Here is a 25,939-nt window from a genome sequence, read left to right on the forward strand (position 1 = left end):
GTATTATTTAGTTGTTTTCTTTAACGTCCTTATGAAATTTATTACTTGCCAACGCTGCGTCTTAGTCAGGATTTTCGCGTAAGAAGCCATCGCATATTTTCCAGTTGTAATTTCCCAAAAAATAGCTCCATCTGTTTGCTTTTGAAAGGTTTCAGAAGTATGGTCAACAGGTCTGGGATTCAGTGCTGCTGAAGCAATTCCATTACCCCTTCCTTCAGCACCATGACATACAACACAATAACGTATGTATATTTTTTTACCTTCTGCAATTGAAGCAACATTTCCTTTAAGAGGATTTTTAATAGTATCGGCTAATTTAGGTGCAACCCAACCTACAGCTTGTTGCGGAGGAGTTGCGCTTATAAAAAAAGCACTAAAAAGGGCAATCATTATACTGATTGGAAGAATCCGTTTCTTTATAACAAACGTCATTACGCTATTTTCCTGTTTTGATTCCATGATTTTATAATTTGAATTGTAATTAAATTATTACAGTACAAAACTGGCATTCCTCAGAATAAGAAACATTACACCTTAAATAAGATAACTTATATATAACACAGGTTTTCAAAATTTTATTTTCCTTTAATCAAAAGAGTAAAGACATGGTTCGAAAATTATTTTTTCAATAAAGATTATTCGTGAATGCTTAAAATTGGAACATCAGCGTGTAGTGCAATTTTTTTAGAGATACTTTGATGAAATAATCCTTCAATAAAATTATAATTATGAGGCATTATTGTAAGAATATCCACTTTGTTTTTTTTCACAAATTGATTTATTTCTTCTATCAAATTATCACCTGAAGCGAAATACAAAGAGTGTTTTACATCCATCAATGCATCTTCTAAATTTACTTCAGCAGCCGCTTTTTGGTACGATATAATTTCTGTCTTTTTTAAAACATCAAAAATGAGTACGTGCGATTCGAATAAGTGCACGATTTTTTTAAAATTAGTTACAACACTGGTGGGTATGATTGCCTTATAATCACAAGCAAGAGCAATGTTCTTAGGTTTTTTAAAAGTTGTATTTTCAGGAATGCATAATACTGGGAGTACAGCCTTTTTCATGATATCTATAGTATGACTACCAAGAATGTAGCTTGAATTTTCAGCTTTTTCGATTCCCATTACTACCATATCTGCCTTCTTCGTTTCTAACATATTTATGATTTCATCTACAACGAAACCTTGTTGTACGATTAATTCGGTTTTAATTTCGCCACAACTTATTTTAATCTTCTTAGCAAGATCATCCATCATCGCCCATTTATCTTTTTCAATTTCCTCGTATGGAACAGGAATGATAGGCACGTCATAAACCGGTATGGCAATGGTGTAAGTATGAAAAATAATTAATTTAGAGTCTGTTGCTTTAGCAAGTTCGGCTGCGTACAGTACTGCATTTTCAGAAATTACCGAGAAGTCTGTTGGTGCAAGAATAGCTTTCATTTTTTTTGAGATTAAAGGGTTAAAAAGAAATTTAAATGGAATGAACGTAAAAGAGTATCTATTGAAAATAAATCCCATTGTGAAGGAATTATTAATAAGAAAATTAATAGTAAAATGCGCGGGAATATATGTTTGGTATCCCACATCGGTTCTACAAGTCCAAATGCAATCGAAACAAAAAGAATGTCGAAACCTAATAAATAAAGACTATAATATTTTGCGAATCCTAAAATAAGTGCCGCACCGCAAATTAATTCTACATAAGAAGTAAAGTAAGCTCCAACGATGCTGAAAAATTTAGGAACCCCTTTCGAAACAAGTGGGAGGTGGATTGTTTCTACTACATTTTTCACTTTAATGCAAAATATTTTGTCGTAGCCTTGATAAAAGAAAAGTAAGCCAAGAAAAACTCTCGCTATGAACGCGACATACATTTCACTATACTCTGTTGAAATAATCATTTGCTTTAAATTTATGTAACAAAACTATCTCCATTAATTTGTAACACTTATGACGCTTCTCAGGTTATAAAATGATTTATATCATATCTAAATTTTCGAATGTATTTTTCGTGCCTGATTAAAATCATGTTTTAATATGATCAAAATCAGCTATTGAAATTTGTTAAATTTTTTACTTTGCTTTTTGACAAAAAGTCATAAAAGATATGATATGAAAATAGGAAGATGAAAAATATTCTTGTACTAACTGACTTCTCTGAAAATGCAACAAACGCTGCATTTTACGCACTTAATTTATTTAAAAATGATTCGCATAAATTTACACTGATTAATGCTTTTGATAAACCACACCCGCAAAAAGATTTATTGATTTCTGTTCATGATATTTTATTTAAAGAGGCAGAAAAGAAATTAAAGGATGAGCAAAAAAAACTTTCTGCTGTTTTTGAAAAACCATTTATCGAAATACATCCACGCTCAGAAGAAATTAGTTCGGAAGAATCGTTAGCTTATTTATTAAGAAAGGCGAAAATATTGCTCGTGGTTATCGGAATAAAAAGTAATGAGAAACCACTTAGTCCTATTTATTCTATGTTGATGCAACAAGCTTGGTCACCATTGTTATTAGTGCCGGATCATGCACATTTTAGTGAACCGAAAGAAATATTTGTTGTTGCATCAGATACAAAAATCAAAGGATTTGAAATAAAAAGAGGTCTCCATAAAATTTGCACTCCAAAAAACAATATCAATCAACTCATTTTTCATAAAGAAGACACTGAAAATTATTGGATAGACCTTCTAAAAAAAATGCGAGATTTACACCAAATAACAAAAATTATTTTTGTTATTTCTCAAGGAGATGTGCTTGATCAGGCTATTCGCCAACATCAAATAGATAAATTATTTTCACTAATGCCGATATTAATAATCCGTCTTTAATATTTGCTCAAAAAAATTATTTTTGTACTAAATTCAAAAAGAATATTTTATGAAGAATTCCGGAAAAGAATTGGATCAAGTATATAAATTATTATTTGAATCGGCAGGAGAAGCTTTGTTTGTGGTCAATACAAAAGGGATTATTCAACTGATGAATGTGCGAGCTTGTGAAATGTTTGGCTATGAAGAGAGTGAACTTGTTGGTCAGCCATTGGAAATTTTGCTTCCAGAAAGTGATCGAAAAGCACATGTAAAACACAGGAAAGATTATAACGAAGCTCCCAGAAGACGTTCGATGGGAATGGGAATGGATTTGAGAGGAATTCGCAAAGATGGAAAGCAATTGCCGATAGAAGTAAGTTTAAATTATTTCGAAAGTGGTGGAGAGATGTTTATTATGAGTTTAGTAACTGATATTTCTGAAAGGCGAAAAGTAGAAGAATCTGTTCGCAAATTAAACGAAGAACTTGAAAATAAAGTAAACAGTCGTACGAAGGAACTTAAAGAGAGTCAGCAATTGTATCAAGTTATTGCAAGAAATTTTCCGGCAGGGACGATTAATGTTTTTGACAGAAAATTAAATTACGTTTTTGTGGAAGGAATGGAGCTTTTTAAATACGGGGTTACTAGTGAAAAATTAGTTGGAACAAGTTATTTAGATCGAGTTTCGGAAGAAATACGAGAGGAAATAAAAACTAAATTATTGGAAGTATTTGCCGGCAAAAATGCTACATTCGAGATTCAATTTAAAGGGCGTTTTTACTCTATGAATGCAGTTGCTTTAAATAATTCGGAAGGAAAAATTGAGCAAATTTTATTAGTCGAGCAAAATATTACTGCTCAAAAAACAGCCGAGGAAGATGTTAAAACCGCATTGATAAAGGAGCAAGAATTAAATCAACTTAAATCACGTTTTGTTTCGATGGCTTCGCACGAATTTCGGACTCCTTTGAGTACCATACTTTCATCAACTGCGCTTATCGAAGCCTATTTGGAGCCTGAAAAATTTAATTTCGAGACCATAAAAAATAAGACAGATAAACATCTGAAAAGAATAAAATCTTCGGTTGGTAATTTGACAAATATTCTTAACGATTTTCTTTCATTAGATAAATTGGAATTAGGTAAAATACAGCCTCAATCAATTGAATTTAATATTAAGCAATTTTTAATTGAATTGACAGAAGAAATTCAAACGACATTAAAAAGCGGACAAAAAATAAATTATAGCCATACATCTGAAGTTGTTGATGTTTTTTTGGACGGACAAATGTTGAGAAACATTGTTATAAATTTATTGTCAAATGCTAGTAAGTATTCTCCTGAAGAATCAACAATTAAACTCACAAGTAATATTGAAAGAAATAATTTAATTATTATGATAACAGATCAAGGCATTGGAATCCCTGAAGTGGAACAAGAAAAAATATTTGAACGTTTTTTTAGAGCCAAAAATGTTACGAATATTCAGGGAACAGGTTTGGGTTTAAATATTGTAAAAAGATACGTTGATTTAATGAAGGGCGAAATTTCTTTTTCAAGCAAAGAAGGAGAAGGAACTACATTCAAGCTAATTATAAAAATAAAAAAATAACATTTTATGAAAAAAATTTTACTTATCGAAGACAACGTTGAGATGCGAGAAAACATCGCAGAAATATTAGAGTTAGCAAACTACAAGGTACTGAGTGCGGAAAATGGAAAAATTGGTGTGGATATGGCAAAAGAGGAAATTCCCGATCTTATTTTATGTGATATTATGATGCCTGATTTAGATGGCTATGGCGTACTTCATATTTTAAGTAAAGACATTAGAATGAGTAGTATTCCATTTGTCTTTCTAACCGCTAAAGCAGATAAAAGCGAAGTCAGAAAAGGAATGAATTTAGGTGCTGATGATTACCTCACCAAGCCTTTCGATAAAACCGAATTACTCGATACAATTGAAGTGCGTTTGAAGCGAAGTGATTTATTTAAGAAAAACTATGCTTCTAATTTTACTGGGTTTTCAGAATTTGTAGATGAAGCAAAAAAAAATTTTCTACCTAAAATTAATACTTCAGATTATAAAATGCGGAGCTACAAAAACAAAGAAATGATTTATCATGAAGGAGATCTTCCGAATAATGTTTATTATGTAAATAAGGGTAAAATTAAAACGTGTAAAATGAATCAAAATGGGAAAGAATTAATTACCGGGATTTATGAGCAGGGAGACTTCTTTGGCTATATTGCAACGCTTGAAGGAGTCGAATATGGTGATTACGCAACTGCACTTGAAAATTCAGAAATTGCACTCATTCCGCAAGATGATTTTATGACCCTTATTTATGCAAATCGAGAAGTGGCAGCTAGGTTTATTAAAATACTTGCCAATAATATTGCTGAAAATGAAGAACGCTTATTAGGATTAGCCTATAATTCTGTTCGAAACCGTGTTGCAAATGCACTAATCCAAATACAAAAAAAACATATAGAGGACAATAAACATATTTTAGTTTCGAGAGAGGATTTGGCAAATATGGTTGGTACTTCTACAGAATCATTAATCCGTACCTTATCTGATTTTAAAAGTGAAAAAATTATAGAAACAGAAGGAAGAGAAATAAAAATACTTGATATGAATGGATTGGAAAAGGTAAAAAAGATTTCTTAATCTTTTTTGTACAGTTAAAACGAAAAGTATTTCGTTCGCTTAATAATACATTTAACATTGATTCTAATAAGAAACAAAAAAGGGAAGAATTGCTAAAAAAGCATTCTTCCCTCGAAGTGGTGCCCACTGGAATCGAACCAGTGACACAAGGATTTTCAGTCCTTTGCTCTACCGACTGAGCTAGGGCACCTCCGTAAATGGAGCGCAAATGTAATTAATATTTTCTTTTACAAAAAAATATTTCCGCGAAGCGTTTTTTCTTATTTTGTACATTCGCAGCATGCAATTAGTGATTGACATCGGAAACACTCGGATTAAGGTGGCTTTTTTCCAAAATAACGAGGTGAAAAATTTTTTTTTGGTCACTTCCGTGGACGAATTAATAAATGCTACTTGGTTTACGGATACAAAAATAGAATATGCCTTAATTTCTTCTGTGGCACAATATCCAGAGAATCTAATCGAAATAATAAAACAAAAAACAACGCTCGTTATTTTTTCTGCCACAACGCCTGTTCCGCTCGTAAATAAATACAAAACCGCTCATACACTTGGCAGCGACCGTTTAGCCGCAGCAGTTGGAGGAAATTTTATTTTTCCGAATACCAATTTGTTGGTGATTGATGCCGGTACTTGTTTGAAATATAATTTTGTGAACGCCCAAAACGAATTCCTTGGCGGAGGTATTTCGCCCGGATTGCAAATGCGTTTTAATGCTTTACACAATTTTACGGCTAAACTTCCGTTGCAGGATTTTGAAAAAAATATTCCGCCATTAGTGGGGACAGATACAACATCTTCTATTTTATCGGGTGTTCAAAATGGGATATTGGCAGAAGTAGAAGGCATTATTCATCAATATAAGGAGCAATATCCAAATTTAAAAACAATATTAACAGGCGGAGATGGTGATTTTTTTGCGAAACAATTAAAAAACAGCATCTTTGCAGACCCTTTTTTGGTGCAAAAGGGCTTAAACATTATTTTGAATCATAATTTTAACACGCAGAACATTGAAAAAAAATAAGGAGATTTCCTTTTATTATAACAACATTTCTTTTTTAGTCCTCGTTTTTTTTACCTGTTTCGCAAAAATAGCTGTTTCGCAAATAGCTACAGGTTCCCCTTATTCTCGTTATGGAATAGGTGATTTGCAATCCACTGGCTTTGTGCAAAGTGCCGGTATGGGCGGATTAACTGTAGGTATGAGAAACGATACTTTAAATCCTTTTTTCATCAACATTGCCAATCCTTCTTCTTACACTTCTAATAAAATGACCACTTTTGAAGTTGGGTTAAGAAGTAATACAGTTAATTTTACTACAAGTTCTCAAAGTCAGCTAAACAATTACACATCACTTGCCTATCTCGCTTTCGCATTTCCTGTAACAAAATGGTGGGGAGCCAGTTTTGGATTAGTTCCATACAGCAGTGTAGGATATCATGCTGGCAATCAAAGTACGATTGACAGTATTGGACCAGTTAGTTATCAATACAATGGTTCTGGAGGTATCAATCGTTTCTATATTGGAAGCTCATTTATGCCTATAAAGCATTTGTCGGTTGGACTAAATGCTTCGTATATGTTTGGAAATATTACCAACGAGCGAACCGTGGAATTTAATGATCCTTCGCAATCCAATTATTTCAATACAGATATTTTAAACGTAACAACAATTGGATCGATTTATTGTGATTTTGGAATGCAATACGAGTGGGTGATTCGCTCCGTCCCACAACGCACAAAAATTTTAAAACCCGATACACTTCACACGGAAATGAAGCGTTATCACAAGAGGTTATTACAAGAAAGAGTGAAAGTTGTTTTCGGATTTACCTTTGGCCCTTCTACCGCTCTAAGTGCTACAAACACTTTGTTAGCACGAGATTATGTGAATTCCAATGGTTCAAAAATCGCCATAGATACCGCAAAATACATCAATGATGCCAACTCTCCCATTACCATTCCTTTAAGTTTAGGTTATGGAATTACAATTAAAAAAGGCGAGCGTTGGTTGGTTGGCGCAGATTACGCAGTACAAAATTGGTCGGCATTTAATTCGCTCGGAGAAACAGGCGTTTTAACAAACAGTATGCGCGCCTCCTTAGGTGCACAATACGTACCGAATGCAATGACCGATTTGCCGAATACTTTTTGGCAACATGTTAATTACCGAGCGGGCATTCGATATTCAAAAACGTTTTTAGATATTGGGAATACTCCTCTTAACGATTATTCTTTCAGCCTTGGGCTTGGTTTCCCAATTGGTCCACACCGCGTAAATTATTCCTTTTCCATGCTGAATATTGGTTTCGAATATGGACAATTAGGGACAACAAACAATAATTTATTAAAAGAAAATTATTACAAACTAACCCTCGGATTTACCTTTGACGACAAATGGTTTATCAAGCCGAAATTTGATTAATTTTACGCTTCATGGTTTTCTGTGAAATGTATAAAATCGGTTTCAAAAAATATTTTTTCGCGCTCTGTATTTTAATCCTTCTTTTTTCTGCTTGCGAAAATAATATTGCTACGGTAAATATTATTACCTCTCAAATAAATTTACCTTTGCAAACAGGTAAAAACATCGAAATTTTATATACTGATTCTGCCAAATTAAAAGTCAAATTATTAAGTCCAGAAATGAATCGTTTTCAAGGAAAAAATCCATATACAGAATGCCCGAAAGGTGTGAAAGTAACGTTTTACAATGACTCTGGAAAAGTCGCTTCTCAGCTTACCGCGAATTACGCTATTCGTTATGAAAATCTTGGTAAAATGGAAGCGAAAAACGATGTCGTTCTCATCAATCAAAAAGGAGAAAAATTAAATACGGAACATTTGATTTGGGATCAACAAAAACAACTTATTTATACAAATGATTTTGTGAAAATTACTACTGCCAACGAAGTTATTTTTGGCGACGGACTCGAATCCAACCAAAATTTCTCGCAGTATAAAATAAAAAATATCAAAGGAACCATCAATTTAAACGACAATGAATAGAGCATTTCGATTAATGCAAGCGATGTGGCTGGGCGTTGCCATCATGGCATTCGGCTTTTTTGTTTACGCTGTTTGGACAAAAGATACGAGCGATGCAAAATTTCTTTTTGCGATTGTCATGATTTCCTGCTGCATGTTTTTCATGAAAAAATGGCAACGTAAAAAATTAGCAAGCCATATTTCTGAACACGATAAACCGAAAGAAAAATAAAATTTGAACAGTCTAATTATCATTGGAGCTCTTATTGCATCTGCATTTTTCTCAGGAATGGAGATTGCATTTATCACTTCCAATAAATTTCGTATCGAGTTGGATCGCAAGCGTGGAAGCCTTTCCGCAAATTTTTTTTCGTATTTTAATAAACATCCATCGCAATATATTGCCACGATGTTATTTGGGAATAGTGCGTCCTTAGTAATTTTTGCATTTTTTATGCAAAAAGCAAATGAGCCGATTATCCGTCAATACATCCATTCGAATATTGGTGTTTTTATGGTGCAAATAATTTTTTCTACGTTGTTGATTTTAATTGCTGCGGAATATCTTCCAAAAAATATTTTTCGTGCCAATCCAAATCGTATTATAAAAATTTTTGCAGTTCCTGTCGGTATTGTTTATTTTGCTTTGTATCCCTTTGTTTACCTGATAACCAAGTTGTCGGAAAGTATTTTGAAAAATATTTTCCGAGTAGAATCTTCGTCTGAAAAAATAATTTTTGGACGCGTAGATTTAGATAATTTTTTGGAAGATATTACGGTAAGTAATGATGGAAAAGCGCCGATGGACAATGAACTTCAAATCGTGAAAAATGTGCTTGATTTATCCGAAGTAAAAGTGCGCGAATGTATGGTGCCGCGTACCGAAATGGTGGCGATTAGCGTGAATGAATCCATCGAAAAAATCAAAGAAAAATTTCTGCAAACGCGGCTTTCTAAAATATTAATTTTTGAAGGAAGTGTGGACAATATCATCGGATACGTGCATTCCTTCGAGCTTTTCCGGAATCCAGAAAAAATTTCTTCCATTATATTGCCCGTTCCTATTTTTCCTGAATCGAAATCGGCGAGCGAAGCACTAACTATTTTTATTCAGCAACATAAAAGTATTGCCTTGGTTGTGGATGAATTTGGCGGAACTTCTGGAATTATTACGATGGAAGATGTGATGGAAGAAATTTTTGGAGAGATTGAAGACGAGCACGACAAAGAAGATAAAGTCGAAAAAAAAATTTCCGAGAATGAATATTTATTTTCCGGACGGCATGAAATTGATTATCTCAATCAGAAATATAAATTGAATTTACCTGTTGCGGAAGATTACGAAACCCTTGCGGGACTTATCATTCACTATTATGAAAGTATTCCGCGGATAAACGATGAGATTACGGCGAATGAATTTACGTTTAAAATAATTGCCGTTACCGATTCGCGAATTGACGTAGCGCGATTAAAAATCAATCCAAAAAAAGTATAAAAAAAGGTCTTCGAAAAATTAATTTTTCGAAGACCTAAAATCAGTATCAAAAAATTATTTTTTTCGCTCTAAACTTTTGAAAAAAGCTTTTTGCTGAATATTAGTTGGATCTAAATCACGCACTTTCCCCCAATATACTTTAGCGTTTTCCGAATCTTTTGCGAGCGCATAATAATAACCTAAATAGCCGTAAGCTTCAATCAAACCGTTTTTATTTTTCAAAGAATCTGGTTCTGCTTTTAAAATATATTGTTCGTAAAATGGTTTCGCACGACCACCTTTCGAATCCGGATCTAACTGCGCATTGGCGCGTGCGCGCCACATATAAGCGGGTGGCCAATTTGGAATAACACGCGTAATTTGGGCAAATGCAGAATCACATTTTACATAATCTTTGTTTTGATAGCAAGCAATTCCGAGCGCATTGTAATCGTTTGCATTGGCTTGTCCGAGGGAAATTTTTTTCTGATAAGCTTGTTCACATTCTGGATATTTTTTCTGACGGTAATAAATTTCACCCAATTGTCCGTATAAATCACCTTGTGAGGAATCCAGCTTTAATGCTTGTTTTAACTGTAATACAGACAATGAATCTTGACCAGTTTGCGACAATAATTTTCCTTCGTAGGCATAATCCGAAGAAATAATTTTGATGTCTGTATTTTTTGCTTTCGCGAAAAATTTATTCATGTTTTTCAAACCGTTTGCGTAATCCTTTGTTTCGTATTGCGAATATCCGATAAGGCGATACATGTAAACATTGGAAGTATCTTTTTGCAAAATTCCGTTAATTTCAGAAACAGTTTCCGGATATTTTTTACTGAGAAAAAGAAACGATGCGTAACGCTCTCTGGCGGATAAATCATTGTTGATGGCCAAGAATTTTTGATATTGTTGCAAGGCTTTATCAAACTGCCCGGATTGTGCTAAAAGTTCCGCTTTCTCGCGGTAAGCAGGCGCAAAAGAAGAATCAATGGCACTGGCTTGTTTAAAATAATCAAACGATAAATTATAATTTTGAGCACGTCCGTAAAGTTGCCCTAAACGTAAAATTCCTTGTACTGATTTTTTATCCAAACTGGTTGCTTTTTCATAATTTGTAACAGCGTTACTGCCATCTGCTTGCGCCAAATAAACATCTCCTGTAAGCAAATAAACATTCGGATCATATGGAGTAAGGGCTTGCGCTTGCGTGAGTAATTTCATCGCTTGTGGCAAATCTTTAGTGTCAGCATTGGTGTACGCTTCCGCGATTTTCATCAACACTACTGCATTTTTTGATTTACAAATAGTAAGCGCTTTATAAAAGTTGGCTTGTGCATCTTTTGCATCGTTGGCGTACCATTGTATTTTTCCCAATCCCACGTAATTCAAAGGATTTTCCGGTACAAGATCCGCACCTTTTTGGTACATGATTCGAGCAGAATCCAAATTTTTATTTTGAAAATAATTTTCTCCAAAGTAAAAATAAAAATCTCCGTTTTTTGGATTTTGTTGCAACAATTGTCTGAAAGCAGCAGTGGCTTTATTAAATTGTTCATTTTCGGTAAGACGTATCGCATCGTTGAGCGTTTGCGAGAAGGAAAATAAAGTTGTTGCAAGTACAACAATTGCTGTTAATGTGATTTTTTGGGATGTCCTTTTCATAAAATTAATTGGTATTTATTTCAACTATTCGTGTGGGTGCAATGGCTGGCACAAGTCCAGATTTAAGAATGATGCGCTGCCCTTTTTCTCCGGCTACAAATGAGGCAAAACCTGTGCCAAGTCCCCAACGGGCTTCTCTGCTTATAATATAGACCTTACGACACAACGGATAAGTTCCTAATTTGATATATGCTTGATACGGTTGTTTGTAATCGTCTGGTTGCGGATTTTCTAAAGTAGAAAGGGCAACTATTTTTACATCTTTCCTAAAATTAATAGCATTACTATCGTTTCCAGTAATCCAGTTTACGCCAATAATACCAATGCCTCCAGATGTTTTTTTTACGTAATCTATTACTTCCGGATTCGATTTTAGCGCGAAACAATTTTTTGGGAATGCTTTGTTGTTGGCAATTTTTTCGTGGATATAACGTGCGTTTCCAGAATTGTCGTGATCAAACACAACGGTTATTTTTCCGTCAGATTTTTTATTTAATTGTTGCCAGGTACTATCTGCTCCCGAAAATATTTTTTTCAATTCATTCACAGTCATCAAAGTATCCGGACTGTCATTATTGACGATAATTGCCAAAGCGTCTTCTGCAATTTCAGTTGTTTTTGGGAACAAATGCAAATCGTCAAAATATTTTTTTTCGGCAGGCACTAATTCTCTGTTCATTACTACTAAACGAGCGGAATCATTTATCAAATCTTTCACCACATTGCCTTCCGATTCATAATTTGCTTTTATTTTTGCGTATGGATACAAGGATTGAAAAACCTGAATTTCTCCATCCATAATATTTGAATAGGAATCGTCCACACTAATTGTAATGTGTCCCGAAGTTAGTGTATCCGTGGGACTATTCTTTTCATTACATCCCCATAAAAAAAGGAGGAAGAGGAAAAAACAATTCAAAAAAATAATTTTTCGAAGGGGCATTTTGCAAATGTAAAAAAATAAGTTTTACTCTTCGTTTCCGTAATTGCGGTTATCGTAAAATTTTCTGTAAAGTCGGTATGCTTTAAAAATGGCGTAGGCAACAACAATTATCGAGAGCAAGTGAAGGTTGGCTCTCGAAACCCAATAAAACAAATTGCTGTCGAAAATCAATAGTGAAGCAAAAGCAAAGTAAAATGCTATCATGAAAATGCCAAAAATGAATGGCGTTTTATCCAGCAATTTCTGTCCGAACACGTTTATCTTAAAATAAACTTAATTGGTAAACTGTATTGAACTGGAACTGTTCTTCCATCTTGTTTTCCTGGTGTCCAAGCGGGCATTGCTTGTACTACACGCAATGCTTCTTTGTTACAACCAGGTCCGTTAGGAATTCCTCTGAGCACTTTTACATCTTGCACTCTTCCATCAGCACCAATCACAAACGAAACATAAACAGTTCCTTGCACTCCTGCCTCCTTTTCCATTTGCGGATAATTGGTATTATTTTGCAAATATTGGAAAAGTTTGTCTTGTCCACCCGGGAAAACGGGCATTTGTTGCACAATGATAAACGGTTTTTGCACTGTTGGAGGAGCCACTCCAGCTCCAGTATTTATCGGAGCAAGCAAATTAGTGTCTTTCCCATCTTGAGTTTTATTACCAGCTTGCGTTACCTGCAATTGTTGTTGCGTAGGAGGAGGATCTATTACCTTATCATCCGGCTTTACAACAGGTGGCGTAAATTGTATCGTTTTCATCACCGGCGGTGGCGGTGGTGGTGGCGGTGGAATTGGCTTGTTAGGGTCTACTGGTGGCGGTGCTTGTAAAACTACACTTACTGTTACTGGTTTGTCATTTGTATTAAAATTCGCGCCTTCAATCAATCTAACAATCATAGGAATGCCTACCAATAAAACGATTGCGGCAATTGCAATCAATAAAGCCATCACTACCGTGCGACTGTATTCGCGTCTAATCACATACGCTCCGTATTCTTTGTTTCTCTTCTCAAAAACAATTTCGTTTCTGCCATCAGAAAGTACGTTGTTCCAATCGGAAATAAACAAGCCGTTTTTTTCCTCCATGATTAGTTCTTTTTAAAAATTTTTACTTTATCTTTTTCTTGTGGAAAGAGACTCACTAAAGCATATTTACCAACATTGCAAATACTCAATTCATCCAACATATCTACCACATTTCCGTATTTAGCAAGCGAATCCGGTTTTACCAACACAAACAATGCATCTCTCGAACCTTGAGCTTTTGCTTTGTATTTTTCGAATTGAGCATCGCTGATTGTCTTATTATCGTGTTCTTTAGTGATAATGGAAATACTGTCTAACACAAATTTATTTTTCGCTAACAAAATTTTACGGATGCCATCTTTTGAATAATCGGTTAATTGTAGTTTAGTAGTGTCTTTAAATTCTCCTCCGTAATAATAAATTTTGTTGTGATCACTTAATATTACTGTCAATGCCAAGGAATTCTTGATTTTCGTAGAATCGACATTTTTATCTTTTATAGGCATCGTCAGCTCCATCGTTTGTGGTTTACTGAACGTGGTAGTAAGCATAAAAAAGGTTAAAAGTAAAAACGCCAAATCCACCATAGGTGTCATGTCAATCTTCGTGGAAGATTTTTTGGCGCGTTTTTTTTCGTGTTTCCCTTTTTTACCGCCACCGGAATCGCCTGTGTTTACTTCAGCCATTTATGTATAATAACGTTGTATTAATTAATTTATTGCTTTTTAAGATTGGTAACCAAATTAAATCGGTTTACTTTCTCATCTTGAAAAATATCGATTACTTTTTTCACAATTTTGTAATTGGCTTGCCCGTCGCCTTTAATAGCGAACCGTAAGTCTTTTACAGGTTTTCCTGCTTGTTTTTTCGCTTGATAATCATCTGCGGCGGCATAACGACCAAAATTAATCCAATCGGCTAATTCGTTTTTCAACGAGTCGGTTGGAATTCCTTTGGTTTGACTGTTAAATGTTTTGCGTTTATCTTCCGATTCATCAATATAACCTTTCAACTGAGCAATGGGCATTCCAAAAGTGGTCATAACGGCAAACCGTTCAATTTCTGTGGGTGTAAATGAAACTTTATATTTATCACCCATTTTCTGCAATAAGTTTTTACGCACATCTTGTCCGTCGATATCATAAAAAACTCTTCCTGCACTGTCTACTGTAACAGTCATAATATTAGTAGGAAGTTTAGTTTCTGAAACGGAAGAAGGCATATCTACTACCACCGGCTCGTCCGGACGAAATTTAGTAGTAAGCATGAAGAAAGTTACCAGCAAGAACGCCAAATCCACCATAGGAGTCATATCTAGCGAAGGGCTTGACCTCGGTACTTTTATTTTAGGCATATCCGAATAATTTATTTATGAATTTATGCGTACCGAAATTTTTATTTTGAACTTTGTTTGTGCATCGCTGAAAATGTTTGCACAATGCTAAATCCAGCTTCGTCAATACCATAAGTAAGTGCATCAATTTTAGTGGTGAAGTAATTGTACATCACAATCGCAATTGCCGAACCTGTAATACCTAAAGCTGTATTGATAAGCGCCTCAGAAATACCGCTTGCCAATGCAACTGCATCAGGAGCGCCTGCTTGTGCAAGTGCCGCAAACGCTTTAATCATCCCAATTACTGTACCAATCAAACCAACAAGTGTAGCGATGGAAGCACACGTAGAAATAATTACTAAATTTTTAGAAAGCATAGGTAATTCTAAAGAAGTAGCTTCTTCCAATTCTTTTTGGATAGCTGCTAATTTACCTTCTTTTTCCATGCCGTGTTCGTGTTCAACTTGTTTGTATTTATGTAAACCGGAACGGATAATGTTTGCTACAGAACCTTGTTGTACATCACATTCTGCAATAGCAGCATCAATGTCGCCAGCAGAAAGCAATTCTTTTACTTTTCTTACAAATGGCTCCAAACGGTTATTTCCTTTTGATTTGCCAATGGTAATGTAACGCTCAATCGAGAAAATGATAACTAATAAGTCAATCGTCATCAAAACAGGAACGATAGGACCTCCGGAGTAAATAATTGCCAAATAATTACCGGGCAAGGGAGCATTGTTATGATCTCCTCCTTGAAAGTTGGAACCACTTCCCAACACAAAATTGTAAATTAAAAGAGCAACCACAAACGTTATTGGAATAACAATGGTTACAAAAAGGGCGCTTCTGTTTCTGGCTGATGAATTGTCGTTACTCATATTCTTTTAATGTTTAAAGTTAATTTTTTAATTGTGTTTTACGGTTGATAACTACTATTTACTCATTTTATTGTTTCCTGTCGAAAAGAAATTTTTCAAACAGGGCTTCAAACGTAGTAAAATAATTTTAATTCAAAAAATTATTTTTTTGATAAGTTTTTTTAGGGATCAAAAAATGCACTCGAAAAAATAATTTTTCGAGTGCATTTTTTGCGCATTTCTTTCCTTTCGTGTTTTTGATTTAAAAAGAGCTCAACTATTCTTTTAATTTTGCGCCCCAATAATTAAAATCGTGCTTTCGCGAAAATTAAAAATAATTAAAATGAACACAAAATATGTAATGATTTCGAGTGTGTGTTTTATGGGGCTCCTTGGACTTGCAGCTTCGTTTTTTCCAAAAGAAATTTTAGAATCGGCGGGACAAACTCCAACCGAATTACTGACTCTATTATTACAAATTACAGGTGCCTTGTATCTCGGTTTTGCTTTAATAAATTGGATGGCAAAAAAAATATTAATCGGAGGTATTTATTCCAAACCACTTTGTATGGGAAATTTTTTACATTTTATGGTGGCAGCACTTGCGCTCGTAAAAGCAACAATGGATAATCCCACTTCAAAATATATTTTAATCGCAACTGTTGCTTATTCCACTTTTGCTGTTTTATTCGGATTTATTTTATTTACAAATCCCAGAGAAGTGGCTTAAACAAATATCAAGAGGCGCAATTAATCCATTTTTTAAAAAGAATTTCCTTTCTTTTTTCAAGACAAAAAAAGGAAAGTAAATTAACAGCTTCAAAAAAATAATTTTTGAGCGGCAATTTTCTTTATTCATCGAAAGATGAAAAAAAGAACGTCAAAAATTTCGTATTTTCATCGAAATACTTAACTTCGCAGCCGATTTTAAAAACGATACGAAAAAAAAACACGTTAATGGCATCTAAAATCAACTCTTTTAAGCATTTATGTATTGCGATTATCGCGGTAACGCTTGTATTTGCGAACGCAAATACATCTTTCGCTGCTGTTTCAGCAAAGGATTCTATCGCAAAAGCAAGTCCTGAAAAGCCCGCATTTAACGCGTCCGAATTTATTATGGGACACGTAAAAGACAATCACGAATGGCACATTGCTGGTGACATCGCGATTCCGCTTCCTGTAATTTTGTACAGTCCTGCAGGTTTGGATATTTTTCTATCGAGCAAATTGGGCGAAGGCAAAATTTACAAAGGCAAACAAAATTACAAACTAGAAGGTTCTAAAATTGTAGTTATAAATGATGCAGGAACCTTTGATGCTGCTGCTACAAATAAACTTTTCGATATTTCGGTTACCAAAAATGTAGTGGCACTTTTTATCAGTCTCTTTTTAATTTTGTGGGTGTTTATTTCAGTCGCCAACTCGTATGTCAGAAATAAAGGGAAAGCGCCGAAAGGCTTACAATCCTTCATCGAGCCATTGGTTATTTTTGTGCGTGACGATATTGCTAAAACAGCGATCGGAGAAAAAAAACACGAAAAATATTTACCTTACATCTTAACCGTTTTCTTTTTCATCTGGATAAATAATTTGATCGGAATGATTCCTGTTTTTCCGGGCGGAGCCAACCTTACCGGAAACATTGCCATTACTTTTACCTTGGCAATTTTAACGCTTATTATCACACTTGCCAGCAGTAAAAAACATTATTGGCATCATATTTTTGCGATGCCGGGTGTTCCGGTTTGGGTATTAATTATTTTAACGCCAATTGAAATCGTTGGTATTTTCCTAAAACCTTTTGTATTGATGATTCGACTTTTCGCAAATATTTTAGCGGGACACATTGTGGCGATGTCGTTTTTCTGTTTGATATTTATTTTCGCAAATCTGTATCACAGTACGGGTGCTGGTTATGGCGTTTCGGTTGTTTCTATTTTATTTACCGTTTTCATGTCGTTTTTAGATTTATTGGAAGGCTTTATTCAAGCCTACGTGTTCGCCTTGCTTACTGCGATGTATATCGGAATGGCATTGCAAGAAGATCATCACCACGAAGAAGAATTTTACGAAATGGAAAAAGTAATTGCCTAAAAAAGAATTTTTGTTTAACCCTTAATAATTAAATTTTATGATGTCATCAATTTTATTAGACGCAATCCCGGGAATCGGAATTGGTTACGGTATCGCTGCACTTGGAGCAGGATTTGCTGCACTTGGAGCAGGTGTTGGTATCGGTCGTATCGGTGGAGACGCTGTTCAGGCAATTGCCCGTCAGCCGGAAGCTATCAACGACATTCGTACCAATATGATTTTGACGGCAGCACTTGTTGAAGGTGTTGCTTTCTTCGCGATTGTAATGAGTTTGCTCGTTATTTTAAAATAACAAGCGATCGAAAAAACCTGCTTTCAACGGTTGGTTGAAAGCAGGTTTTAATTAAAATTTTTTAGGAACCAAAAAACAAAACAAATGGAATTAGTACAACCCGCATTCGGTCTCATCTTTTGGATGTTACTTTCGTTTCTAATCGTAGTTTTTTTATTGAAAAAATTCGCGTGGAAACCAATTTTGACCATGATTAAAGAACGCGAAACGTTTATTGAAAACGCGTTAAGTTCTGCCGAAAAAGCCAAACAAGAAATGGCTTCTTTGCAAGCGAGTAACGAAAAAATACTACAACAAGCACGTTTGGAACGCGATCAATTATTAAAAGAAGCGCGCGAAGTAAAAGAATCCATTATTGCTGAAGCAAAAATGAAAGCCGTAAAAGAAGGAGATAAAATGATTGCTTCTGCGCGCGAAAATATCAACAACGAAAAAATGGCTGCCATTGCTGAGTTGAAAAATCAAGTAGCGATGTTATCGATGGAAATTGCCGAGAAAATTATCAAAACCGAATTGTCATCCGACGAAAAACAAAAAGCATTGATAAAAAATATGCTTCAAGATGTTAATTTGAATTAATATGAATCAAACCAGAGTCGCTGTACGTTACGCCAAAGCATTGTTGGATCAAGCACTTGAAAAAAGCTTGATAGAAGTTGTGTTTGCCGATATGACTTCCCTGCTTAGTATATGCCACAGCAACAAAGATTTTTCGCTTTTTCTGCAAAGTCCGATTATTAAAACCGAGAAAAAAGTAAGTGTGTTGAAAGAAATTTTTTCTTCTAAAATAAATGCGCTTTCTCTCGATTTTTTACTACTCATCGTAACTAAAAAAAGAGAAAACGCGATGGAAAATATTGCGGAAGAATTCATCAATCAATATAAAAAATACAAAAAAATAATTACAGCGGTAGTTACTTCTTCCGTAGGATTAGATGCCAATTTGAGGAAAGAAGTGATTGAAATAGTGAAAAAAGGAAGTGCTTCCGAAGTAGAATTAATTGAAAAAGTAAATCCAGATTTAATTGGCGGGTTTATTTTACGCATCGGCGATAAGCAAGTAGACACAAGCATTCTACGTCAATTAAAAAAATTGAACAGAACATTTAAAGAAAATTCATTGCAGTAAAAAAATAATTTTTCGAACGCATAAAAACGATTTGTAATTTTTAATAAATAGCACAATGGCAGAAGTTAAACCAGCAGAAGTATCTGCAATATTAAGACAACAATTAGCCGGTTTCAAATCCGAAGCGGAATTGGAAGAAGTGGGAACGATTTTACAAGTGGGTGATGGAATTGCTCGTATTTACGGACTTTCAAAAGTAGAATCTGGAGAGTTGGTGGAATTTGAAAACGGCTTAAAAGGCATCGTTCTCAACTTGGAAGAAGACAACGTAGGTGTGGTTTTATTGGGATCTACCAACGAGTTGAAAGAAGGAGATGTTGCAAAACGTACTGGAAAAATTGCTTCTATCCGCGTAGGCGAAGGAATGTTGGGCCGCGTTGTAGATACACTCGGAAACGCAATTGACGGAAAAGGCGCTATTGGCGGAACTTTATACGAAATGCCGCTCGAAAGAAAAGCTCCCGGAGTAATTTATCGTCAGCCAGTAAATGAGCCACTTCAAACTGGTATCAAAGCGATTGACGCAATGATTCCGATTGGAAGAGGACAACGCGAATTGATTATTGGTGATCGTCAAACAGGAAAAACAGCCGTTGCGATTGATACCATCATCAACCAAAAAGAATTTTACGAAGCAGGAAATCCTGTTTATTGTATTTATGTAGCCATCGGACAAAAAGGTTCGACAGTTGCAAATATTTTAAGAACATTAGAAGAAAACGGAGCAATGCCTTATACCGTAATTGTTTCTGCAACGGCTTCTGATCCTGCTGCAATGCAGTTTTATGCTCCTTTCGCAGGTGCATCTATCGGAGAATTTTTTAGAGATTCTGGTCGCCCAGCATTAATTGTGTACGATGATTTATCGAAACAAGCTGTTGCGTATCGCGAAGTTTCTTTATTATTGAGAAGACCGCCGGGACGCGAAGCATATCCTGGAGATGTATTTTATTTGCACAGCAGATTGTTAGAAAGAGCGGCAAAAATAAATGCCTCTGACGAAATCGCTAAAAACATGAACGATTTACCAGATTCTTTGAAAGGAATTGTAAAAGGTGGCGGTTCATTAACAGCATTGCCAATCATCGAAACACAAGCTGGAGACGTTTCTGCATACATTCCGACTAACGTAATTTCTATTACTGACGGACAAATATTTTTGGAATCGAATTTATTCAACTCTGGTGTGCGCCCTGCTATTAACGTGGGTATTTCCGTATCTCGCGTAGGAGGAAATGCACAAATTAAATCCATGAAAAAAATTGCGGGAACATTAAAATTAGATCAAGCGCAATACCGCGAATTGGAAGCGTTTGCTAAATTCGGTTCTGATTTAGATGCCGCTACAAAATCGGTATTGGACAAAGGATCGAGAAACGTGGAAATCCTTAAACAAGGACAATTTTCTCCGGTAACGGTAGAAAAACAAGTAGCGATTTTATTTTGCGGAACAAAAGGTTTATTGAGAGATGTGCCTGTAAATAAAGTGCGCGAATTTGAAGCAGAGTTTGTGAATTTCTTGGAAGTAAAACACAAAAATGTATTGAACGATTTAAAAGCTGGAAAATTAACAGACGAAGTAACAAAAACGCTTGAATCAGTTGCGAAAGATTTAACAGCGAAATATAAAAAATAAATTAAGAATTAAGAATGCAGTATTCAGAATTTAGGTAAAATGACTAAAACGAGCAATCCAATTGTAGATAAAACATTTGAATTTGCTGGAAACATTTTAGACTTAAATTCGAGATTAATGGAACAAAAACAGTATGTACTTGCGAAACAAGTTGCAAGAAGCGGAACATCAATTGGAGCTAATGTAAGAGAATCTCAACGAGCCGTAAGTAAGGCGGATTTTATAAATAAATTGGGTATTGCATTAAAAGAGGCGGACGAAACACAATATTGGTTGGAGTTAATTGAAAAAAAGATTTTTAAAATAGACAGTAAATTAAAAATAGAATTAAACGAAATTATAAGTCTTTTAGTGGCAATTATTAATAGTAGCAAAAAAAATTTAAAGCAGCCTTTTTGAATTCTGAATTCTTAACTCTGCATTCTTAATTAAATATAGAGATGGCAAATTTAAAAGAAGTACGTAACCGGATAACCTCGGTTTCATCTACGCAGCAAATTACCAGCGCCATGAAAATGGTGTCTGCCGCTAAGTTGAGAAGAGCACAAGATGCCATTGTGCAAATGCGTCCGTATGCAGATAAATTACGCGAAATTTTAGAAAATTTAAGTTCCAGTTTAGGAAGTTCTGATAGTTCTTTTTCTAAAAAAAGAGACGTAAAAAAAGTACTTTTAATCGTTGTTACATCCAATCGCGGATTGTGCGGAGCCTTTAATACTAACGTTAACAAGAGAGCACAACGTTTGGCGAACAACGAATATAAAAATCAAAAGGTAAGTGTATTGTGTGTTGGGAAAAAAGCGAATGACTTCTTCAAAAAAACAGACATTCCTATTTTCGATGGAGGATTGGCGAAAGAAATTGCTGCTATTTTTGATCACGTAAGTTTTGATCACATCGCGCCAATTGCGGAAAGTGTGATGAATGCTTTTCTATCTTCCGAATTTGACAAGGTAGAAGTGATTTACAATCAGTTTAAAAATGCGGCTGTGCAACAAACCGTTACCGAACAATTCTTGCCAGTAATTCCCACTGTGGCACATACTTCGGGCGGAAAAAAAGGACATACCATTGATTATATTTTTGAACCGGATAAAGAATTTATTGTGAAAGATTTAATTCCGCGCTCATTAAAAACTCAATTTTACAAAGCCATTTTAGATTCACATGCTTCGGAACACGGAGCGCGTATGACGGCGATGCACAAGGCAACCGACAATGCAAAAGATATTTTGCGTAACCTCAAATTGAGTTATAACAAAGCTCGTCAGGCTGCCATTACCAACGAAATCCTCGAAATTGTTGGCGGAGCAGAAGCACTAAAAGGTTAATCTCCAATTAAGAATTGAGAATGCAAAATTCAGAATTTATTATTCTGAGTGAAAAACACGTTTGAAAAATTATTTTTTCGAGCGCATAAAAAATCGCACCTTTGGTTTATAAAAAAATAAAATAATGAATATCCTCATAGGCACTAAGCTGTCGCGATACTTGTGTGGCAGGGCTTAGTGTCCGAGTTTCTTGTAAGCTGTGCTTACAACACCAAAAAACTAAACGTGCCTATGGTTCAGGTGAACGTGTCATACGATGAGCTAAACGTGCCTATGGTTTAGGTAAACGTGTCTTATGATGAATTGATTATTTAGGTTATTTTCTTACGTTCTTTTGACTTGAAAGAAAGAAAAAGAGAAAAGCAGAATTGAAAAATTATTTTTTGGAAGACCCTTTTTGATGCGGAATAACTCTATCTTTCATTTTTATTTCAATAAAGTAAAATAGCATATTGTATTTTTTAAATAAAAGCATTCTATGAAAGATCCTTATGTAATAATTATATTATCAAGCTTGTTGATTGTATTTTCTTACCTTTTTACGCAAATTTCTAAATCCACTAAAATTCCATCTGTACTGTTTTTAATTGGTACCGGAATCGCCTTACAATTTGGTTTAAAATACTTCGGAATTACCGTACCCGACTCAAGTACAATCCTCAGTTTATTAGGCATTATTGGTTTAATGATGCTTGTTTTAGAAGGAGCTTTAGACATTAAAATCCACCGAAATAAAATACGCACCATTTTGGCTGCATTTGCTACTTCCGTGCTTATTTTGGCAATAACCAACTCGTTAATTGCTTGCATTATTTATTATTCTCAACCCGTAAATTTGATCAACTCCTTTTTATATGCCATTCCGCTTTCTGTGGTAAGCAGCGCAATTGTTATTCCGAGTGTTCATACATTAATTCCTGCAAAAAAGGAATTCATGGTTTTGGAAGCAACTCTGTCTGATATTTTTGGTATTATGCTTTTTTCTTTCTGGATTAAAGAACCAAATGCGGGTCAAACGTATGTTCAAGCAATATCATGGAATATTTTTATTTCTATTACTGTTTCGATACTACTCAGTTATTTATTAGTATTTGTTTTTCATAAAATTAAAACCTCCGTAAAATTCTTTTTGTTCCTTGCCATTTTGGCTCTTCTGCTTTCCATCGGAGAATATTTCCACTACTCCGCTTTACTGATTATTTTAATTTTCGGATTAATACTAAACAATACACATGCGTTTTTTAAAGGTTTTCTGAAAAAAATAATTAATCACGAAAAGGTAACAGAAATAAGAAACGAATTTGTGATGATTACCAACGAAACTTCCTTTTTAATTAGAACTTTCTTTTTCGTAGTTTTTGGATTGACAATGAATTTAGAAGGATTGCTAAACCAAAAAATAATTATTATCTCGATATTGGTAATGGTGGTAATTTATCTTGCGAGAGCACTAAATTTAAAAGTATTTATAAAAAGTACCATTTTTCCTCAAATGTTGATTGCTCCCAGAGGTTTAGTTACCATACTTTTATTTCAACAAATTATTGATCATTATGGAATAATCCCATTTAATAAAGCCATTTTGTCTTGGGTAATTATAGGCACTAACATAATTATGATGTTTGGTTTAATTTTCAGCGGAAGTTCCGAAGATGATATTTTAAGAATTAATAGTGACGATGCTTCCGCTTCAACCAAATTAGATTATGAAAATTAATTTTTCAAATATCTTTCAGGAAGCTAAAATGAAATAAGAAATCAAAGCCTTGAATTTTTCTTTATTTCTTTCCTTTGTTTCAAGACAAAAGAAAGAAAAGGAGAAAAGCAGAATTGGAAAATTATTTTTTCGAAGACGTTTTTGGATGCGTAAAATATGCTTTCAAAAAATTAATTTTTCAAACACCTTTTTTTCGGAAACATTTTTTCAATAAAAAAATCCTTGTAAATAATTTATTTACAAGGATTTTTGTTGAAGTTGTCCGACCAGGGCTCGAACCTGGACTCTTTTGAATCAAAATCAAATGTGTTGCCAGTTACACCATCGGACAATCTTTTTTTGAAAAGAGGCTGCAAAATTAGAAATAAAATTTTATCAGCCAAATTTAATATGGATGTCAAAAGCATTAAAACAGCATTAAAAGTGAAAAGGAACAAAATAGGGGAATGTAAAACAAAGTGTGTCAGATTGTTTTTTTATATTTGATGATTGGTTAGAAACATAACATGGCTCTGCTGGCGAGCAACCTACTAGGGATATAGCCAATCGATGAAATAATAGAATAAAGAGCGTTGCTGTAAAGGTAACGTTTTTTTTATTATTTATTTCAGAGAAATATGCCAAAGAAAACGCGTCCATATTATCGTGATAGATGAGTTGATTGGCAAATAAATCTTTCTTGAAAAATAATATGTAGTTGCGATGCTATGATTGGCCAACCAATAATTCCTTTAGACCATTTTTCTACAATTCGTGTTGTTGCTAAGTAAACAAGTTTAAGCAATGCTATATCGGATGTAAATGCTCCTTTAGTTTTAGTTACTTTTCTTACTTGCCGATGAAAAGCTTCAATAATATTTGTAGTATACATCATTTTTCTGATAGCATCTGGATAATCAAAATAGGTGGATAGCCGATGCCAGTTATTACGCCAACTTTGGATAGCTACTGAATATTTTTTGTTCCATTTTTCTTCTATAGCATCAAGGTTTTTTTCTGCAATTTCTAAAGTCGAGGCTTGATAAACAGTTTTTAAATCCGCCATAAAAGCTCTGCTGTCTTTATAAGAAAGATATTTCAACGAATTTCTTATTTGATGAACTATGCAACATTGAACTTGTGTTTGAGGAAACACTAACTCTATGGCATCTGCAAAGCCCTTTAGATTATCAATACATGCAATTAGTATATCTTTTAATCCTCTTCGTTTTAAATCTTCCATCACTTGCATCCAAAACTTTGAGCCTTCACTATCTGCCATATAAATACCTAACAACTCTTTTACTCCACTGGTGTTTACTCCAATGATATTATATAACGCTTTTGTAATAACCCTTCCTTCTTCTCTTACTTTATAAAACATAGCATCAAACCATACGATACAATAAGTGTTTTCTAAAGCTCTCTGTTGCCACTCTTGTATCAATGGTATTACACGGTCTGTAATATTACTCATCGTTGTAGCTGATAATGTAAAGCCATACATTTCTTCGATATGTTCTGTAATATCCCGAACACTTAATCCTTTACTATAAAGTCGTAAAACTTTATCTTCTATTTCTTCGCTAATTAATGTTTGGCGTTTGCCAACAAGTTTTGGTTCAAATGTACCAGAACGATCTCGTGGAGTCGATAGTTCAAAAGAGCCATTTGTACTTTTAACTGTTTTGGTACTTTTACCATTTTTACGATTACCTTGCTCTCGTCCTCCTTCTTCCAAATGCTCGTCAATCTCAGCTTCAAGAGCTTCTTCAATAAATTTTTTAAATAATGGCTTAAATAAATTTTCTGCCGTTACTCCTGGTTCTTTATTCCGAAGTTTACGAAGCGCCTCTTTTTTAAAGGCTTCAAAATCGAATTTTTCTGCTTTCATATTGGTCAATTTAAATCTTTTAATTTAATTGACACACTTTATTTTACACCCTC

28 protein-coding genes and 2 tRNA genes are annotated in these 25,939 nt (G+C 34.5%); 17 read left to right on the forward strand and 13 right to left on the reverse strand.

Features of this window, described 5'->3' with window-relative positions; translation table 11 throughout:
- Positions 1–3 precede the first annotated feature (3 nt).
- From ABIZ51_06435 to ABIZ51_06445, 3 genes are all read right to left on the reverse strand, one after another.
- Positions 4–459: a cytochrome c gene (locus tag ABIZ51_06435; protein ID MEO7088414.1), complete on the reverse strand. Its 456-nt coding sequence runs from the start codon at positions 457–459 to the stop codon at positions 4–6.
- Positions 460–635: 176 nt separating this feature from the next.
- Entirely contained in the window at positions 636–1,454 is an 819-nt protein-coding gene (locus ABIZ51_06440) for a universal stress protein (GenBank protein ID MEO7088415.1), read from the reverse strand.
- An 11-nt stretch (positions 1,455–1,465) separates the two neighbouring features.
- Entirely contained in the window at positions 1,466–1,915 is a 450-nt protein-coding gene (locus ABIZ51_06445; protein MEO7088416.1) for a DoxX family membrane protein, read from the reverse strand.
- Between the two features lie 225 nt (positions 1,916–2,140).
- Here ABIZ51_06445 and ABIZ51_06450 point away from each other — a divergent pair, with 225 nt between their 5' ends.
- From ABIZ51_06450 to ABIZ51_06460, 3 genes are read left to right on the forward strand one after another with little or no spacing between them, the layout of a single operon-like run.
- Positions 2,141–2,857, forward strand: coding sequence for a universal stress protein (locus ABIZ51_06450; protein MEO7088417.1), 717 nt, complete (start codon positions 2,141–2,143; stop codon positions 2,855–2,857).
- Positions 2,858–2,906: 49 nt separating this feature from the next.
- On the forward strand, positions 2,907–4,451 hold the full coding sequence (locus ABIZ51_06455) for a PAS domain S-box protein (protein MEO7088418.1): 1,545 nt from the start codon (positions 2,907–2,909) through the stop codon (positions 4,449–4,451).
- Between the two features lie 6 nt (positions 4,452–4,457).
- Positions 4,458–5,513 carry a response regulator gene (locus ABIZ51_06460; protein MEO7088419.1) on the forward strand — a complete coding sequence of 352 codons (1,056 nt, stop codon included), beginning with the start codon at positions 4,458–4,460 and terminating at the stop codon, positions 5,511–5,513.
- A gap of 117 nt (positions 5,514–5,630) precedes the next feature.
- Here the strand turns inward: ABIZ51_06460 and ABIZ51_06465 are convergent.
- Positions 5,631–5,703, reverse strand: a tRNA-Phe gene (locus ABIZ51_06465).
- Between the two features lie 90 nt (positions 5,704–5,793).
- Between ABIZ51_06465 and ABIZ51_06470 the strand changes: the two genes are divergently transcribed.
- From ABIZ51_06470 to ABIZ51_06490, 5 genes are read left to right on the forward strand one after another with little or no spacing between them, the layout of a single operon-like run.
- Complete coding sequence (locus ABIZ51_06470) at positions 5,794–6,540, forward strand: type III pantothenate kinase (GenBank protein ID MEO7088420.1); 747 nt, start codon at positions 5,794–5,796, stop codon at positions 6,538–6,540.
- Positions 6,527–7,942 carry a hypothetical protein gene (locus ABIZ51_06475; GenBank protein ID MEO7088421.1) on the forward strand — a complete coding sequence of 472 codons (1,416 nt, stop codon included), beginning with the start codon at positions 6,527–6,529 and terminating at the stop codon, positions 7,940–7,942. The genes ABIZ51_06470 and ABIZ51_06475 overlap by 14 nt, the downstream gene beginning before the upstream one ends.
- 26 nt (positions 7,943–7,968) lie before the next feature.
- Positions 7,969–8,526: an LPS export ABC transporter periplasmic protein LptC gene (gene lptC, locus ABIZ51_06480; GenBank protein ID MEO7088422.1), complete on the forward strand. Its 558-nt coding sequence runs from the start codon at positions 7,969–7,971 to the stop codon at positions 8,524–8,526.
- Positions 8,519–8,737 carry a hypothetical protein gene (locus ABIZ51_06485; GenBank protein MEO7088423.1) on the forward strand — a complete coding sequence of 73 codons (219 nt, stop codon included), beginning with the start codon at positions 8,519–8,521 and terminating at the stop codon, positions 8,735–8,737. Before lptC ends, ABIZ51_06485 begins: the two co-directional genes overlap by 8 nt.
- 3 nt (positions 8,738–8,740) lie before the next feature.
- Entirely contained in the window at positions 8,741–10,000 is a 1,260-nt protein-coding gene (locus tag ABIZ51_06490) for a hemolysin family protein (protein ID MEO7088424.1), read from the forward strand.
- Between the two features lie 54 nt (positions 10,001–10,054).
- Here the strand turns inward: ABIZ51_06490 and ABIZ51_06495 are convergent, their stop codons facing one another.
- Genes ABIZ51_06495 through ABIZ51_06525 form a run of 7 tightly spaced genes read right to left on the reverse strand, consistent with a single transcriptional unit; the run spans position 10,055 to position 15,832 of the window.
- Positions 10,055–11,647 (reverse strand): tetratricopeptide repeat protein, encoded by a 1,593-nt coding sequence (locus ABIZ51_06495; GenBank protein MEO7088425.1) that lies wholly within the window; start codon positions 11,645–11,647, stop codon positions 10,055–10,057.
- Positions 11,648–11,651: 4 nt separating this feature from the next.
- Positions 11,652–12,590, reverse strand: a complete 939-nt coding sequence (locus tag ABIZ51_06500; protein ID MEO7088426.1) for a substrate-binding domain-containing protein — start codon at positions 12,588–12,590, stop codon at positions 11,652–11,654.
- Positions 12,591–12,614: 24 nt separating this feature from the next.
- Positions 12,615–12,794 carry a hypothetical protein gene (locus ABIZ51_06505; protein ID MEO7088427.1) on the reverse strand — a complete coding sequence of 60 codons (180 nt, stop codon included), beginning with the start codon at positions 12,792–12,794 and terminating at the stop codon, positions 12,615–12,617.
- A 53-nt stretch (positions 12,795–12,847) separates the two neighbouring features.
- The gene (locus ABIZ51_06510) at positions 12,848–13,675 is read right to left on the reverse strand and encodes a TonB family protein (protein MEO7088428.1); all 828 of its coding nucleotides are present in this window, start codon (positions 13,673–13,675) and stop codon (positions 12,848–12,850) included.
- Between the two features lie 2 nt (positions 13,676–13,677).
- The gene (locus ABIZ51_06515; GenBank protein ID MEO7088429.1) at positions 13,678–14,301 is read right to left on the reverse strand and encodes a biopolymer transporter ExbD; all 624 of its coding nucleotides are present in this window, start codon (positions 14,299–14,301) and stop codon (positions 13,678–13,680) included.
- Between the two features lie 29 nt (positions 14,302–14,330).
- A complete protein-coding gene (locus ABIZ51_06520) occupies positions 14,331–14,969 on the reverse strand; it encodes a biopolymer transporter ExbD (GenBank protein ID MEO7088430.1) in 639 nt (212 codons plus the stop codon).
- Between the two features lie 41 nt (positions 14,970–15,010).
- Positions 15,011–15,832, reverse strand: a complete 822-nt coding sequence (locus ABIZ51_06525; GenBank protein ID MEO7088431.1) for a MotA/TolQ/ExbB proton channel family protein — start codon at positions 15,830–15,832, stop codon at positions 15,011–15,013.
- Positions 15,833–16,154: 322 nt separating this feature from the next.
- Between ABIZ51_06525 and ABIZ51_06530 the strand changes: the two genes are divergently transcribed.
- From ABIZ51_06530 to ABIZ51_06570, 9 genes are all read left to right on the forward strand, one after another.
- On the forward strand, positions 16,155–16,541 hold the full coding sequence (locus ABIZ51_06530; protein MEO7088432.1) for a hypothetical protein: 387 nt from the start codon (positions 16,155–16,157) through the stop codon (positions 16,539–16,541).
- 227 nt (positions 16,542–16,768) lie between these two features.
- Positions 16,769–17,908, forward strand: a complete 1,140-nt coding sequence (gene atpB, locus ABIZ51_06535; protein MEO7088433.1) for a F0F1 ATP synthase subunit A — start codon at positions 16,769–16,771, stop codon at positions 17,906–17,908.
- Positions 17,909–17,945: 37 nt separating this feature from the next.
- Positions 17,946–18,200, forward strand: coding sequence for an ATP synthase F0 subunit C (gene atpE, locus ABIZ51_06540; protein MEO7088434.1), 255 nt, complete (start codon positions 17,946–17,948; stop codon positions 18,198–18,200).
- 84 nt (positions 18,201–18,284) lie between these two features.
- A complete protein-coding gene (locus ABIZ51_06545; protein MEO7088435.1) occupies positions 18,285–18,779 on the forward strand; it encodes a F0F1 ATP synthase subunit B in 495 nt (164 codons plus the stop codon).
- A 1-nt stretch (position 18,780) separates the two neighbouring features.
- Positions 18,781–19,329: an ATP synthase F1 subunit delta gene (gene atpH, locus ABIZ51_06550; GenBank protein MEO7088436.1), complete on the forward strand. Its 549-nt coding sequence runs from the start codon at positions 18,781–18,783 to the stop codon at positions 19,327–19,329.
- A 55-nt stretch (positions 19,330–19,384) separates the two neighbouring features.
- The gene (gene atpA / locus ABIZ51_06555) at positions 19,385–20,965 is read left to right on the forward strand and encodes a F0F1 ATP synthase subunit alpha (protein MEO7088437.1); all 1,581 of its coding nucleotides are present in this window, start codon (positions 19,385–19,387) and stop codon (positions 20,963–20,965) included.
- A 39-nt stretch (positions 20,966–21,004) separates the two neighbouring features.
- A complete protein-coding gene (locus ABIZ51_06560) occupies positions 21,005–21,364 on the forward strand; it encodes a four helix bundle protein (GenBank protein ID MEO7088438.1) in 360 nt (119 codons plus the stop codon).
- Between the two features lie 41 nt (positions 21,365–21,405).
- On the forward strand, positions 21,406–22,296 hold the full coding sequence (atpG, locus tag ABIZ51_06565) for an ATP synthase F1 subunit gamma (protein MEO7088439.1): 891 nt from the start codon (positions 21,406–21,408) through the stop codon (positions 22,294–22,296).
- Between the two features lie 478 nt (positions 22,297–22,774).
- Entirely contained in the window at positions 22,775–24,013 is a 1,239-nt protein-coding gene (locus ABIZ51_06570) for a cation:proton antiporter (GenBank protein MEO7088440.1), read from the forward strand.
- A gap of 258 nt (positions 24,014–24,271) precedes the next feature.
- Here the strand turns inward: ABIZ51_06570 and ABIZ51_06575 are convergent.
- Positions 24,272–24,344, reverse strand: a tRNA-Gln gene (locus tag ABIZ51_06575).
- 309 nt (positions 24,345–24,653) lie between these two features.
- Positions 24,654–25,886 (reverse strand): IS256 family transposase, encoded by a 1,233-nt coding sequence (locus ABIZ51_06580; GenBank protein MEO7088441.1) that lies wholly within the window; start codon positions 25,884–25,886, stop codon positions 24,654–24,656.
- Positions 25,887–25,939 lie beyond the last annotated feature (53 nt).

The organism is Bacteroidia bacterium (assembly GCA_039924845.1).
GTDB lineage: Bacteria > Bacteroidota > Bacteroidia > DATLTG01 > DATLTG01 > DATLTG01.